A 15,101-nucleotide genomic window follows, 5' to 3' on the forward strand; every position below is an offset into this window, starting at 1 on the left:
AATTATGCCCTACCTGCTAGAAATGAAAGAAATAACCAAGCAATTCGGCGTTGTTAAAGCTGTCGATAATATCAGCCTGACACTTGAGGCTGGACAAGTATTATCTTTGTGCGGGGAAAACGGTTCTGGAAAATCCACACTAATGAAAGTGTTATGTGGTATTTACCCTATAGGCTCCTTTCAAGGGGAAATAATTTTTGCAGGTGAAACGCTTCAGGCCAAAAATATTCGTGATACAGAGCAAAAAGGCATTGCCATAATTCATCAGGAATTGGCATTAGTGAAGCAAATGTCAGTGTTAGAAAATATGTTCCTCGGCTCCGAATGGGGGCGTTTCGGCATTATGGACTACGATGCCATGTATTTGCGCTGCCAGCGGATGCTGGCACAGGTAAAACTGGTGGTAGACCCTCACACGCCGGTGGGTGAGTTGGGGTTAGGGCAGCAGCAATTGGTTGAAATCGCGAAAGCGCTAAACAAACAAGTGCGGCTGTTGGTGCTGGATGAGCCAACGGCTTCTCTCACTGAGAGCGAAACCGCTATTTTGCTGGATATTATTCGTGACCTACGTAATCACGGTATTGCCTGCATCTATATTTCGCACAAGCTAAATGAAGTGAAAGCTATATCGGACCATATCTGTGTGATTCGCGATGGTCGCCATATTGGTACGCGCCCGGCGGCAACCATGAGTGAGGATGACATCATCGCCATGATGGTGGGGCGCGAACTAAAAGAGCTCTATCCCCACGAAGCTCATCATATTGGTGAAGAAATTCTCCGTGTAGAAAATCTCTGCGCCTGGCACCCGGTAAATCGCCATATCCGCCGAGTGGATGAGGTCTCTTTCTCCTTGAAACGCGGCGAGATCCTTGGCGTTGCCGGACTGGTGGGTTCTGGCCGGACAGAAACAGTGCAATGCTTGTTTGGTGTTTACCCAGGCCGCTGGCAGGGGGATATTCTTATTGATGGTCAGGCGGTAACCATCACTAATTGTCAGCAGGCCATGAAACTGGGCATTGCGATGGTGCCGGAAGATCGCAAAAAAGATGGCATCGTGCCGGTTATGGGGGTGGGAGCCAATATCACACTGGCTGCATTAGATGATTTTACCGGTGCTTTTAGCATGCTGGATGACGCTAAAGAGCAATTAACTATCGTGCAGTCCCTCGCCCGCTTAAAAGTGAAAACGTCCTCTTCGGAACTGGCAATTGCTCGCCTGAGTGGGGGCAATCAGCAAAAAGCGATTCTTGCCAAATGCTTACTGTTGAACCCACGAATTTTGATTCTCGATGAACCGACTCGCGGCATCGACATCGGTGCAAAATATGAAATTTATAAGCTTATCAATCAATTGGTCCAGCAGGGGATAGCGGTTATTGTGATTTCCTCTGAATTGCCGGAGGTATTGGGATTAAGTGATCGTGTGCTGGTCATGCATCAAGGGCGCATTAAAGCTGATCTCATTAACCATAACCTGACTCAAGAAAAGGTCATGGAAGCCGCACTCAGGAGTGAAACCCATGTCGCAAGCTAATCAAACTGAAGCAAACACACCAGAAAATGGCAATAAAAAGCCATTATTTCGGCTAAAATCGCTTAATTTACAGGTTTTTGTCATGCTGGCGGCCATTGCCGTTATTATGCTTTTTTTCACTTTTACCACCGAAGGGGCGTATCTCAGCGCCAGAAATATCTCGAATTTACTGCGGCAAACCGCCATTACTGGCATTTTGGCTGTGGGGATGGTTTTCGTCATTATTTCGGCAGAAATTGATTTGTCGGTTGGCTCAATGATGGGGTTGTTGGGCGGTATCGCGGCAATTTTTGACGTGTGGCTCGGCTGGCCATTGCCGCTCACTATCGTGGTGACATTGGGATTGGGCCTGCTGCTCGGCGCTTGGAACGGGTGGTGGGTTGCTTATCGCAAAGTGCCCTCGTTTATTGTCACACTTGCTGGGATGCTCGCTTTTCGCGGCATCTTGATTGGTATCACCAACGGCACCACGGTGTCACCAACCAGTAGTGCCATGTCACAAATTGGTCAAAGTTATCTGCCGAATGGACTCGGATTTGGTATTGGTGCCATTGGTCTGATGCTGTTTGTTGCCTGGCAGTGGCGTCGGCGCAGTCACCGCATCCGGTTGGGCCTACCCGTAGCGGCTCCACAGGGGGATGTGACCCGCCAATCTATTACCGCGGTTATTGTTCTTGGTGCCATCTATTTATTGAATGATTATCGTGGTGTTCCTACTCCGGTATTAATTCTTACGGCATTGATGCTGGCTGGGATATTTATGGCGACCCGCACCGCATTTGGCCGTCGGATCTATGCCATTGGTGGCAATATTGATGCTGCCCGCTTGTCTGGGGTGAACGTTGAACGCACTAAATTAGCGGTATTTGCGATTAACGGCCTGATGGTCGCCATGGCAGGCTTGATTCTCAGCTCACGTCTGGGGGCGGGTTCACCTTCTGCGGGAAACATTGCCGAACTGGATGCTATTGCCGCCTGTGTTATTGGCGGCACCAGTCTTGCCGGTGGGATAGGCAGCGTTGCCGGGGCAGTCATGGGGGCATTTATCATGGCTTCTCTCGACAATGGGATGAGCATGCTAGATGTGCCGACTTTCTGGCAGTACATTGTCAAAGGTGCCATTTTACTGTTGGCTGTGTGGATGGATTCCGCCACAAAACGCCGGGTGTAACCCCATCCCACGGCAAAGAGATCAATGCGATATTGCATTGATCTCTTTACTACTCAATTCCTCTATTCCACTCATTTCAGGAGCTATTCCATGTTTGAGAAACGCTACCGGATAACCTTGCTATTTAATGCTAACAAAGTGTACGACCGGCAAGTGGTGGAAGGTGTCGGCGAGTATCTGCAAGCATCACAATGTGATTGGGATATCTTTATTGAAGAGGATTTTCGTTGCCGCATTGATAATATCAAGGATTGGTTAGGTGATGGTGTCATTGCAGATTTTGATGATCGGCAGATAGAGCAATTGTTGGCGAATGTTGATGTCCCGATTGTTGGTGTGGGAGGCTCTTACCATCAAGCAGAAGATTATCCGCCAGTAGATTATATTGCGACTGACAATGCGGCTTTGGTAGAGGCTGCTTTTATGCATTTGAAAGAGAAGGGATTAAACCGTTTTGCCTTCTACGGATTACCTGCCAGCAGTGATAAGCGCTGGGCACAGGAGCGGGAATATGCTTTTCGACAATTAGTGGCAGCGGAGCAATATCAGGGCGTGGTTTATCAGGGGATGGCGACGGCGCCCGCTAATTGGCAATACACGCAAAACCGGTTGTCAGATTGGGTGCAGACGTTGCCACATCAGACGGGCATTATTGCTGTCACTGATGCTAGAGCGCGCCATTTATTACAAGTGTGTGAGCATTTGGATATTGCAGTGCCAGAGAAATTGAGTGTCATTGGCATTGATAATGAAGAGTTAACCCGCTATTTATCGCGAGTGGCGCTGTCGTCGGTAGTGCAAGGCACTCGGCAGATGGGATATCGGGCAGCCAAGATGCTGCATCAACGCCTTAACCAGCGCCAGAAACAGCAAGAATCCCCGCCATTGCAGCGCATTTTGGTACCACCCGTTAAAGTGATGGCGAGGCGCTCCACTGATTTCCGCTCATTACGTGATCCGGCAGTGATTCAGGCCATGCATTATATTCGTCATCATGCTTGTAAGGGGATTAAAGTCGAGCAGGTGCTGGATGCCGTGGGAATGTCGCGATCAAATTTGGAAAAGCGCTTTAAAGATGACATTGGGCAGACTATTCATGGTGTTATTCATGAAGAAAAACTCGATCGGGCGCGCAATTTACTGTCGGCGACATCATTGCCTATCAATGAAATCTCGCAAATGTGTGGCTATCCATCACTGCAATATTTCTATTCGGTATTCAAAAAAGGCTATTCGATTACCCCGAAAGAACACCGTGATAAATATGGCGAAGTCAGCTATTAGCCATTTCCGTGCCGATGATGATAATTTTACCCGTCGTCTGGTCGGGTGATTTATTCATGATACTTATCTAATGGATAGCACCATACAATAAACACGCTATAATCCCCCCCTTACCATCTTTCCTTATGGAAGATCATCGTCCCCGGTGGGGCGGCTGGACTTCAAATCCAGATGGGGCCGCCAGCGGTCCTTGGCAGGTTCAACTCCTGTGATCTTCCGCCAAAGGTTGTCTCCCATGTTCTCTCGTAATCAAAAACTACCTAATTTCATTCAATAGTTCAGGGTGTTTATCAAGGACTTGTAATAGTTTTATTGTTGATGGATGTGGCAATGCCTTGCCCTTTTCGTAACGTGAAAATGCATTAACTCCACCGCCAAAAATCTCACTAGCTTCTCGCTGATTTAAGCCCAACTTCTTTCTGACCTGAACAATATATTCAGGTTTAATTGATTCTGTATTGACCATTTTTCGCAAAAGCATCGTTTTTGCTGCATAGGCATCGGACTCTGCTTCGGTCATAACAGTTTCACCACATGCCGGGCAATGTTGTCCTATCACGTTATCGACGATGAATTTACGCCCTTTATAAGTAAAGGGAACGTCACGCGCTTCGTGGATTAATTCTGCACCACCACAAACTGGACATTTCATCATTAAAGCTCCTTAAACGAGACAATCAAAACATCATCGATAATCGTGATTTTTAAATAAACACGACCACAGGAAAGCATAGGTCGGTACACATCCTGCCAAATGGTATGATCTTGATGTGTAGTCATACTTTTATAAAAATCAGTGCTAGTCAGTTGGCAAACTACATCACACATATCACTAAAACTTAGTCCCAACTCCTCGGCCCCATCTCTGGCAGTTCGAGTCGATTTAACATTCCCTTTCGATACCAATTCTTTTACTTTCAGTAAACGAGTATGCGGAGTCCGTTTCTCCATTTCATTGCCATCCTTGAGCAAATCCCACCCCACAAATATAACCTAGTAGGTTATTTGTAGCAATTAATTAACCTATTAGGTTGATTTATGGGTTTGATTTAGCAATTACTAATTAGGCATAGTTGTTGACGTTATCCATGTTTCACCCACAAACGCGGCCTCTCTCGCATTAACTATCAAGATCTCAACGAGCCTCTAGAAACTGCGGCATAACCGCCAAAATACAAAAAGGCATCGTGGGATACCTTTAAAGATTAAGAATCACGCCACCTCACGTCACTTAAGCATTTAACGTACCAATCTCTTGATAGATAACAGGATAGATATACTCATTGTTAATCTTATCTATGATCTTTTGTCAAAACGCTTCCGTACCACTCTTCTCAAAACCCATAGTTTTCATGGGAAAATTTTTTTGCTTCCATAAAACAGTGCGGCAAGGTCTTTGTGTATTTTTTGTCCTAAAGCCGATGATGGAAGTTATTTTAAATCAATAAATCGCTATAAATTTTGCAATAGTACTGATAATAAAGACATGTGCTTAAAAACAGTATTGACATCTCATCTATAACACGTAGATTGGAATTCAACACCGGTGCAATTAGTAGCAAACTTTTATTTAGCCGGTGTCCATGTAGCAGATTTAAATAATGCGATAAAGGTCACGAAATATTTTTTTATGTGAGATTCGCTATGAGTTTTCCTATAATTGACTCATGCGATGATGCTTTAAGGTCACGCAGTAAATCTTCATAATCGCATTTTGTGGACGATACGCGATGAGTTAAGGCTTTGTTGTTAATAGTAATGTTCGCGATTTGTGTACATCAGTATGAGATCGAGAATATCGCGACGAAAGTAAAGCCACGTAACAAAGAGTATATATCGCGAGGGTGGTGTACTAATTTAGCTAGCGTTATCAAAAACATGGCTAAATTAAATTAGACTGGGAATGTTACCATTCAGTTAATATATTGGAGGGCATAGTTAGTTACCAACGAAAATATTCCTGTAAATCATGTACATCTTTATAAACAGTACGAAAGTCAGTATCACGTTATTAAGTTGATTAATGTTTAATTTTAAATGTGTAGTACCTTAAAAGCCCTGACTAAATCTAGTCGGGGCTTTTATCATTTTGGGGCCAGCTATTATTTACAATGGAGTTATAGCGAATAAAAACAGGAGGATGTATGCAAGCCAGGTTAGCGTCACCTGATGAAGCAGAGCAGCTTTGGTGGGTGAGAAATCAAGCCATTAGGCATGGGTGTAGAGATGTTTATGATGGCAAAACATTGGCGGCATGGACCCCGGATTTGATGCCTGAAGGATACCGGCAAGCGGTGGCGAATAATCCATTCTTCGTGGTTGATGATCCAAACAGCCAAGTTCCTGTTGCGACGGGGTTTCTGGATTTATCGTCAGGTAGTGTGGAGGCTATTTTCACCTTACCGGAATTTGAAGGTCGGGGTATGGCTACTCTGATTCTGGATGCTATCAAGCATGAAGCCAGAGTGCGGGGCTTCACAACACTGTTGCTTGCTTCAACACCTAATGCCTCTGCATTTTATGAAAAGAATGGTTTTACACTAATCAGTGAAAGCTTTTATCCATCGCAGTTAGCACAAACCAACCTTAGATGCATGGATATGACTTGTCGTTTATAGGTATTGGACTGGCTTTATTCCTATCATAAGTCATTTATAAAATGTTGAAGCCACCAAGCAGGCATGAATTCTGTTGGTGGCATGGGGACTGAATAGAATACTCAGCTACAAACTATGAATATTCTCGCTATGGCGTTGGATTTAAGGGCATCGCTTTAAGCTGGCTGATGCTTTGTGCATGCAGTTTTGTCCAAAATATTCCATACAATCCAATAATAACGAAGCACCCTAGTGGCATGATAAATCCTAGCGCCATTGAATAGGCATCCGCAATGCCACCCATGAGCATCGGCATCACGGCTCCACCCACAATCGACATAACAATATAGGACGAGGCTTTTTTCGTTTGCTCACCTAGCCCAAAAATACCCAGGGCAAAGATGGTCGGGAACATAATGGACATGAAATAGAAACTAAGAATCAGTGATGTTACTGCCAACCAGCCTTCAGCAAACATAATGATAACCATCAATACACAGTCAATTGCGGCAAAGATCCACAGCAGTTTGTGAGCTGAAATCTTGCTCAATAGCAGACCGCCAGTGAATCGTCCGATCATAAATAACCCAAAGCCACCAAATGCCAATAACTGTGAGGCACCTCGTTCAGTGAATTTCCAACCATCAGGTGATTGCCAGCTCCAGCTATCGGGTAAAAATGCTGCGACAACTTGGCTAAATAGAGGGGAGTGGTCGACAACATAGTTGATAAAGAAGCTAAATACACCGGTTTGCCCTGCCACATATAAGAACTGGGCAACAATGGCTAACACAAAATGGGGGCGCTGCCATAAAGAAGGGGTGTTCTGGGTATATCCCTCTTGCGGAATATCCGATTCGGGGGTGATATCTGGAATTTTTGTGAAGAAAAAAACCAGTGCCAGTATGGCGACTGCCAAACCAATGCCCATATATGGAATGAATAGAGCATCATTACTGGTATTTACATCGCCGGTGGCCGATAAAATAAAGTGTCCGCCGATCAGTGGGCCAAATATCAAGCCAATACCGGTACAGGATTGCGATAAGTTCAGACGTGCCGCACCCTGTTCAGGTGAACCCATCACAGTAGCAAAAGGATTAGCAATCGTCTCAATGCAGGTTAGGCCGGTTGCCAGAATAAATAGCCCGACCAAAAACGCCCAATATTCCCCGATGCTGGCAGCAGAAATAAACCAGAATGCTCCCAGTGCGATTAATGCTAACCCAATAAAAATACCGCCTTTATATCCATAACGTCGAGCCAGTATCCCCGCGGGGATTGCCATGACGAAATAACCGATATAGTTAGCAAATTGTACTAATGCAGAGCCAGCTTTAGAAACCTGCAAGGTATTTTGAAAATGTTTATTCAGAATATCAATTAACCCGGTACTGAAACCTAATACTAAAAAAAGACAGGTAAGAAGAAAGAATGTAAACCCGTGGTTTTTTCCATCAGGCGTGGTGAACATATTTTTTATGCTCATAATATTACCCCATGATTTTTTGTTTTCAGATAAAAGTGGCCCTACCCATGGAAGGGCATATCTTTTATCTGTAAGAGGGTGAATAATTACATCAATTTATTTATTTCATCTGCTGTTGGCGGATTTGCTCCTTTATTACAACAGTTTAATGCCGCTGCGATACTGCCGGTTTTCAGTGCCCGTAATAGCATACTGTCATTCAGTTTCGCCAAGGTTTTGCCTTCAATCCCCTCCACCAGAACTGACAATAGTCCTGCAGTAAATGTATCGCCAGCCCCAATGGTATCAGCCACTTCCACTGGTGTGACGGGTTGGTATTGCTTCGACTGTGGGGTATAAACCCAAGCACCATCACTGCCACTGGTAATGGCCACCATCAAAATGCCTTGTGCAAACATTCGAGCGACAAAATGCTCAACGGTTTCATCGGGAGCTAGCCATTGAAGGTCAGACAGACTGAGGCGTAATAATTGTATTTTCCGGGTGATGCGATTAAATCGGTCAAGATAAGCCTGGCGTTCAGGAATTAAACTTGAGCGAATGTTAGGATCAAAGGAAATAAAACCATCAAGTCGTGTTAAATAATGTTCCCATGTTGTTCCACAGGGTTCTTGCATCAAAGAAATAGACCCGAAATGATGTAATTTTGCATCAATTGGTGCGGGGAGATCTTCTGGTTGAATAATAACATCTGCGGCCTGACGGGAATAAAATGCATATTCGGGTTCAGTCTCCGGATGAGTTAATACAAATGCCAATGTTGAAGGTGCTGGGCTACGGCTAATGGTGGTGGTGCCCACATGATTGAGCTGTAAATGCTGCAATAGCATATTGCCGAACATATCGGTACTGAGTTGCGTGCAATAATCTACCTGTGAGCCCAGGCGACCAAGTGCAATAGCCACGTTATAGGGTGAGCCGCCGGGGTGAGGAATAAAAGCATGACCGTCATGAGTAAAGTCGATCAAACTCTCGCCATAACAAATAATCCGTTTCATTTTCGCTCCTGATATTCCGGTTGGCTAATAGGATACGGACCGAGATCAACGACTTCGATATCTGGCCCCGAATCTTTACCTGACAGCAGCATATAGGTTGCTGGTTGTCCTAATGCAAAGGGAGCGAAATGCCAAGTATCACGGTAAAGAATTAATCCAAACGATCCATCCATATAAACTGCGACCAGTTTTTGCGGATCAAGCTCACCGGGAGCGCCAAGTACCATCACACTGTCTCCCTTTAAGGGGATAAAAGCTTCTTCCATTAAGCGATGCCGCTCTATTTGCTCCATTAATAACGGACGTGGATAACAAATCAGGTAGCTGGCGACCGGATGCTCATTGAAATCATTGGCATCACAAATGTTGTGATAACAATCGATATCGCCTCTTGCCAATGTGGGAGAGGTTGTGGGTTGACCGACCCAACGGGCAAAGGGGGCAAGGTTCTCCGCAGTTGGCTCAATTAATGGGATGGTATGTAAGGCTATAGTCATCATTTATCCTCTAATAATTCCCTGGTATTGGTTTAAAAAAACAAAAAAAGCTGGCCTCAATAAGGCCGTGCTGTTGATGCGCGTACAATGAGTTGTGGATCAAAACGTTCTGAAACAGCAGCTCCGCTGATATTGCCTCGTAGGCGTTCTATTAATAACTCAGCTGCATGTTTCCCCATGTCATATACCGGCTGGCGAATTGTTGTGAGTGGGCATGGGAAGAAGCTGGCCCAATCCGGATCGTCAAAGGCGACCACTGAGACTTCATCAGGCATTCTGATATTGCGCTGATAAATGGCATGCACTACACCCGCGGCGATATCGTTATTTGCTGCAATAATTGCCGTTGGGCGCTGGGCGGCGGGTTTGGACATCAACAGATGAGTTTGTTCGCAGGCATCGGCAAACAGTGATGTTGTTGCTGGAATTTCAATCACATCGGTATTGGCCTGTTCGGGACAAGATTGGCGAAAACCCGCCAAACGTTCAGCAAAAGTGATGGTCTGTGTGCTACCACCAATATAAGCAATACGGGAATGCTGTAAGTCCAGCAGGTGACGGGCTGCCATATTCACCCCGAGGATATTATTCAGCAATACAGTATCGCTACCGGCATGGCCTGAAATTCGGTCTATTTCTACCACCGGAATATTGGTAAAACGCTGTAAGTTATCGCGTGTGTTATGTGTTGGAGTGATTATTAGGCCTTGTAGCATATGGCTACGCAGCTGTGTCATCAGTTGCTCTTCACGTAGCGAGTCTTCATCAGTACTGCCGACAATCAGGGTATAACCTGCTTTATAAGCAACGTCCTGTACCGCTTTCACAATGGTAGCGTGGAAAGTGTTGAGAATATCGGACACCACCAAACCAATGACTTGTGAGCCGCCTTGGCGAAGATTACGGGCAAAGATATTGGCTTCATAGCCCAGTTCATCGATGGCTTTCATCACGCGTTCACGCGTTGCCGCCGCGACCTTCTCGGGCCGGGTCAAGGTGCGTGACACGGTTGAGGCAGAAAGACCTGTTTTCTTCGCAATATCAATTATATTGGCCATGCATCACCTTAATGACAACGTTTGCATAAATGATTAAAAAAATAATCTCATACAAAACAAATTAATAGATATAAACACTAAGGCTGTCACAGAGAATAATGACAACGTTTGCATTTAATAATGTCCAAATAATAGTTCAGGTGAGTAAATAATAATCAGCAGTGGATCACATTTCGCTATGAAGATAGGTATGGAGTTGGGGCTATGTGAGGTAGTGAATTGCAGCGTCAGCTAAAAATGAGCACTATAAAGTTTCGAACTATTTGATTACATTGCCGATATCGTCATAACGAATGCAGTTCATTAGCACTGGCTTAGTTGCTAATAACTTGGCTATAGCGAACTGACTTTAGAAGCAAAACCGTGCTGTTCTGAAGACCCGACTGGCAGGAGTAACCCTATGATCGCAGTCATCTTTGAAGTAGAACCCGCAGAGGGTGAATACAATGCATATTTAGACTACGCCGCAGCATTAAAACCCTTGTTAGAACAAATGGATGGCTTTATTTCGGTGGAGCGTTTTCAAAGTTTGAGCCACCCACAAAAATTACTGTCGCTGTCATTCTGGCGTGATGAAGATGCGGTTAAGCAATGGCGAAATATTGAACAGCATCGAATGGCTCAAGAGGCTGGGCGTGATGGCGTCTTCGCCGGTTATCGTCTGCGGGTTGCGACGGTAGTGCGGGACTATGGTTTAACGGAACGAGAGCAGGCGCCCGTTGATAGCCAGGCTCATCACAAATAAATAGGTTGGCAGGGGTTACTAGGGCAAACCGCAACTCTAATCGACCCTTTCTGCTATCTCTTTGCTACTGACCTTCTTAAGTTAAGTGGCAAATATCCCTCAATTGTCACGCGAGGCATCCCGCATTTTTGGTGATGTAATGTAAAATTCGTGTGAAATATATGTGACTTCGTGCGCAAAAACAAACCAATTTTATGCTGCTTTGGTTGCTGAAATCATGTCAAAAATCCTCCCGCTTGGCCTTAATATAGAATGGGGTTTTATATAACTAACTAATTTTAAAGAAAATTACTGTCTCTGTTTTTTTGAGGCATTGCGAGCGTTCATCATTTTTTTGCTGCTTGATTGTACTTGTCTATACGAGTATATGTTAATAAATACTCAAGCTAAGTAATGTCGTCGATACCTGAAAAACTGGTTGAAGGAAATTGCCGTGACTGCCCAAAACAGATTCCGTGATAATGAGATTCGAGCCTCGCGTGGCACAAAACTTACTGCCAAAAGTTGGCTGACTGAAGCTCCGCTACGTATGTTGATGAATAATCTTGATCCTGAAGTCGCTGAGAATCCCAAAGAATTAGTGGTTTACGGCGGTATTGGCCGTGCCGCCCGCAACTGGGAATGTTATGACAAGATTGTGGAAAGTCTGACGCATCTGAATGATGACGAGACTTTGCTGATCCAGTCAGGCAAGCCGGTGGGAGTATTTAAAACTCACAGTAATGCACCTAGAGTATTGATTGCTAACTCGAATCTGGTGCCTCATTGGGCTAATTGGGAACATTTTAACGAATTAGATGCTAAAGGGCTGGCTATGTATGGCCAGATGACGGCGGGCAGTTGGATCTATATCGGCAGCCAAGGCATTGTGCAGGGCACCTATGAAACTTTCGTGGAAGCCGGTCGACAGCACTTTGGCGGTAGTCTAAAAGGGCGCTGGGTATTGACGGCAGGATTGGGTGGCATGGGGGGAGCACAGCCGCTGGCAGCAACCTTGGCTGGCGCTTGTTCTCTCAATATTGAGTGCCAGCAGAGTCGCATCGATTTTCGCCTGAAAACTCGTTATGTTGATGAACAAGCCATTGATCTGGATGACGCATTAGCTCGAATCAAAAAATACACCGCGGCGGGTGATGCTGTTTCTATCGCCTTGTGTGGCAATGCGGCCGAGATTTTACCTGAACTGGTACGCCGCGGGGTTCGCCCGGACATGGTGACCGACCAAACCAGTGCTCATGATCCACTAAATGGTTATTTACCAAAAGGCTGGAGCTGGGAAGAGTATCGTCAACGTGCTGAAAGTGAGCCAGCGCTAGTGGTTAACGCAGCGAAAACCTCTATGGCTGAACATGTTGAAGCGATGCTGGCCTTTCACAATATGGGCATCCCGACCTTTGATTACGGCAATAATATCCGCCAAATGGCACAAGATATGGGCGTGACCCATGCTTTTGATTTCCCTGGTTTTGTTCCTGCTTACATTCGCCCACTCTTCTGCCGTGGCATTGGTCCATTCCGCTGGGTCGCACTCTCTGGTAGCCCGGATGACATTTATAAAACGGATGCTAAGGTTAAAGAACTTATCCCTGATGATGAGCACTTGCATCACTGGTTAGATATGGCGCGTGAGCGTATTAGCTTCCAAGGGCTACCGGCTCGTATTTGCTGGGTCGGTTTAGGTCAGCGCGCTAAATTAGGCTTGGCCTTCAATGAGATGGTACGTACCGGTGAATTATCGGCTCCGATTGTGATTGGTCGTGATCATCTGGACTCTGGCTCAGTGGCCAGCCCTAACCGTGAAACCGAAGCGATGCAGGATGGCTCTGATGCCGTCTCTGACTGGCCGCTGCTTAACGCATTACTAAATACTGCCAGTGGTGCAACTTGGGTGTCACTGCATCATGGTGGCGGTGTGGGGATGGGCTTCTCACAACATTCAGGCATGGTGGTGGTATGTGATGGCAGTGACGAGGCCGCAGAACGTATCGCCCGAGTATTACATAACGATCCGGCGACTGGCGTGATGCGCCATGCTGACGCGGGTTATGACATCGCTATTCATTGCGCACAAGAGCAGGGGTTGAACCTGCCAATGGTTGCCGCGACTCAAGGTAAAAAATAATGAAAACAACCCTCGAAACCATGACCCTGCGCCCCGGCCAGATGACTCTGGCTGACTTGCGGCATATTTATCAACATCCAGTTCATATCACTCTGGATGAAAATGCTTATGCGGCTATTCAACAAAGTGTGGATTGTGTGCAGGCCATATTGGCAGAGAAGCGCACAGCTTATGGTATCAATACCGGCTTTGGCCTACTGGCATCGACCCGTATTGCGACCGAAGATTTAGAAAACCTGCAACGCTCAATTGTTCTGTCCCATGCGGCAGGTGTTGGCGAACCAAATGATGATGCTATTGTGCGCTTGATTATGGTGTTAAAAATCAATAGCCTGGCTCGTGGTTTCTCCGGCATTCGTCTAGAGGTTATTCAAGCATTAATCACCTTGGTTAATGCACAAGTTTACCCGCATATCCCACTAAAAGGCTCAGTGGGGGCTTCTGGTGATCTGGCTCCGCTGGCTCACATGAGCTTGTTATTGCTCGGTGAAGGTAAAGCTCGTTATCAAGGGGAGTGGCTGGATGCCCGCGCCGCATTGGCTAAAGCGGGCTTGCAACCTCTGACTCTCGCGGCAAAAGAGGGGCTGGCACTGCTTAATGGCACACAGGTTTCTACCGCTTATGCACTGCGCGGCTTATTTGAAGCAGAAGATCTGTATGCTGCGGCCTCGGTCTTTGGCAGCTTGACGGTGGAAGCGGCATTAGGCTCTCGCAGCCCATTTGATGCGCGTATTCATGCAGTGAGAGGCCAGCGTGGGCAAATTGATGCCGCGAGCACTTATCGTCATTTACTTGGCGAGCGGAGCGAAGTCTCTGAATCTCATCGAAATTGTGACAAAGTGCAAGATCCATATTCTCTGCGTTGCCAACCACAGGTCATGGGTGCCTGCCTGACCCAAATGCGTCAGGCAGCAGAAGTGCTGGCAATTGAGTCAAACGCAGTGTCAGATAACCCATTGGTGTTTGCGGAGCAAGGCGACGTGTTATCTGGTGGTAACTTCCATGCAGAGCCGGTGGCTATGGCGGCGGACAATCTGGCACTGGCATTGGCGGAAATTGGCTCGTTATCCGAGCGGCGTATTTCGCTATTGATGGATAAACATATGTCGCAGTTACCGCCATTCTTGGTGGAAAACGGCGGTGTAAACTCTGGCTTTATGATTGCTCAGGTCACGGCCGCGGCCCTCACTAGTGAGAACAAAGGGCTGGCGTTCCCTTCGAGTGTCGATAGCATCCCAACCTCAGCCAATCAGGAAGATCATGTTTCTATGGCTCCACGAGCAGGTAAACGCTTATGGGAGATGGCTGAGAACGTGCGCGGTATTTTGGCTGTCGAGTGGCTGGCGGCGTGTCAGGGGCTGGATTTGCGTAAAGGCTTGAAAACATCAGATGCGCTGGAACCCGCGCGCCACTTGTTACGTAAGCATGTTGCCTACTACGAAAAAGATCGTTTCTTTGCCCCCGATATTGAAGCTGCAAGTCAACTTATTGCTCAGCATCATATGAATGAATTGATGCCTCCGCATCTACTACCAAGTCTTTAATAACTAATCGAATAATAAGCAGTCATTATATTGACCTATAGGTGATCCCGGTAACCGGG

13 protein-coding genes and 1 tRNA gene are annotated in these 15,101 nt (G+C 46.1%); 8 read left to right on the forward strand and 6 right to left on the reverse strand.

The window, feature by feature from the left end; all coding sequences use genetic code 11:
- The first annotated feature begins 4 nt into the window (after positions 1–4).
- The 4 genes from FTA96_RS02575 (at position 5) to FTA96_RS23210 (ending at position 4,214) form a co-directional block, all read left to right on the forward strand.
- Positions 5–1,537 carry a xylose ABC transporter ATP-binding protein gene (locus tag FTA96_RS02575; RefSeq protein WP_145573122.1) on the forward strand — a complete coding sequence of 511 codons (1,533 nt, stop codon included), beginning with the start codon at positions 5–7 and terminating at the stop codon, positions 1,535–1,537.
- Entirely contained in the window at positions 1,524–2,708 is a 1,185-nt protein-coding gene (xylH, locus tag FTA96_RS02580) for a xylose ABC transporter permease XylH (RefSeq protein WP_050123796.1), read from the forward strand. The genes FTA96_RS02575 and xylH overlap by 14 nt, the downstream gene beginning before the upstream one ends.
- A gap of 90 nt (positions 2,709–2,798) precedes the next feature.
- Entirely contained in the window at positions 2,799–3,992 is a 1,194-nt protein-coding gene (gene xylR / locus FTA96_RS02585; protein ID WP_050109216.1) for a D-xylose utilization transcriptional activator XylR, read from the forward strand.
- 127 nt (positions 3,993–4,119) lie between these two features.
- Positions 4,120–4,214: transfer RNA gene (locus tag FTA96_RS23210), tRNA-Sec, on the forward strand.
- Positions 4,215–4,248: 34 nt separating this feature from the next.
- Here the strand turns inward: FTA96_RS23210 and FTA96_RS02590 are convergent.
- A complete protein-coding gene (locus FTA96_RS02590; RefSeq protein ID WP_050109207.1) occupies positions 4,249–4,647 on the reverse strand; it encodes a type II toxin-antitoxin system MqsA family antitoxin in 399 nt (132 codons plus the stop codon).
- Entirely contained in the window at positions 4,647–4,943 is a 297-nt protein-coding gene (locus FTA96_RS02595) for a type II toxin-antitoxin system MqsR family toxin (protein ID WP_145533010.1), read from the reverse strand. The genes FTA96_RS02590 and FTA96_RS02595 overlap by 1 nt, the downstream gene beginning before the upstream one ends.
- Before the next feature lie 1,193 nt (positions 4,944–6,136).
- On the opposite strand from FTA96_RS02595, the gene FTA96_RS02600 reads away from it, so the two are divergent.
- Positions 6,137–6,610, forward strand: coding sequence for a GNAT family N-acetyltransferase (locus tag FTA96_RS02600; protein WP_050151883.1), 474 nt, complete (start codon positions 6,137–6,139; stop codon positions 6,608–6,610).
- Positions 6,611–6,737: 127 nt separating this feature from the next.
- On the opposite strand, the gene fucP is transcribed toward FTA96_RS02600, so the two are convergent.
- The 4 genes from fucP to FTA96_RS02620 form a co-directional block, all read right to left on the reverse strand.
- Positions 6,738–8,078, reverse strand: a complete 1,341-nt coding sequence (gene fucP, locus FTA96_RS02605; RefSeq protein WP_050123653.1) for an L-fucose:H+ symporter permease — start codon at positions 8,076–8,078, stop codon at positions 6,738–6,740.
- Positions 8,079–8,164: 86 nt separating this feature from the next.
- Entirely contained in the window at positions 8,165–9,076 is a 912-nt protein-coding gene (locus FTA96_RS02610) for a carbohydrate kinase family protein (protein WP_145506143.1), read from the reverse strand.
- Positions 9,073–9,576, reverse strand: coding sequence for an ureidoglycolate lyase (locus FTA96_RS02615; RefSeq protein ID WP_235897412.1), 504 nt, complete (start codon positions 9,574–9,576; stop codon positions 9,073–9,075). The genes FTA96_RS02610 and FTA96_RS02615 overlap by 4 nt, the downstream gene beginning before the upstream one ends.
- Positions 9,577–9,629: 53 nt before the next feature.
- Positions 9,630–10,631, reverse strand: coding sequence for a LacI family DNA-binding transcriptional regulator (locus tag FTA96_RS02620; protein ID WP_050109201.1), 1,002 nt, complete (start codon positions 10,629–10,631; stop codon positions 9,630–9,632).
- A 400-nt stretch (positions 10,632–11,031) separates the two neighbouring features.
- On the opposite strand from FTA96_RS02620, the gene FTA96_RS02625 reads away from it, so the two are divergent.
- The 3 genes from FTA96_RS02625 to hutH all read left to right on the forward strand — a co-directional run bounded on the left by FTA96_RS02625 (position 11,032) and on the right by hutH (position 15,042).
- Entirely contained in the window at positions 11,032–11,376 is a 345-nt protein-coding gene (locus FTA96_RS02625) for an antibiotic biosynthesis monooxygenase family protein (RefSeq protein ID WP_050151886.1), read from the forward strand.
- 433 nt (positions 11,377–11,809) lie between these two features.
- The gene (gene hutU / locus FTA96_RS02630) at positions 11,810–13,498 is read left to right on the forward strand and encodes a urocanate hydratase (protein WP_050123658.1); all 1,689 of its coding nucleotides are present in this window, start codon (positions 11,810–11,812) and stop codon (positions 13,496–13,498) included.
- Positions 13,498–15,042: a histidine ammonia-lyase gene (gene hutH / locus FTA96_RS02635; RefSeq protein ID WP_050123660.1), complete on the forward strand. Its 1,545-nt coding sequence runs from the start codon at positions 13,498–13,500 to the stop codon at positions 15,040–15,042. Before hutU ends, hutH begins: the two co-directional genes overlap by 1 nt.
- Positions 15,043–15,101 lie beyond the last annotated feature (59 nt).

It is taken from the genome of Yersinia alsatica (assembly GCF_902170305.1).
GTDB lineage: Bacteria > Pseudomonadota > Gammaproteobacteria > Enterobacterales > Enterobacteriaceae > Yersinia > Yersinia alsatica.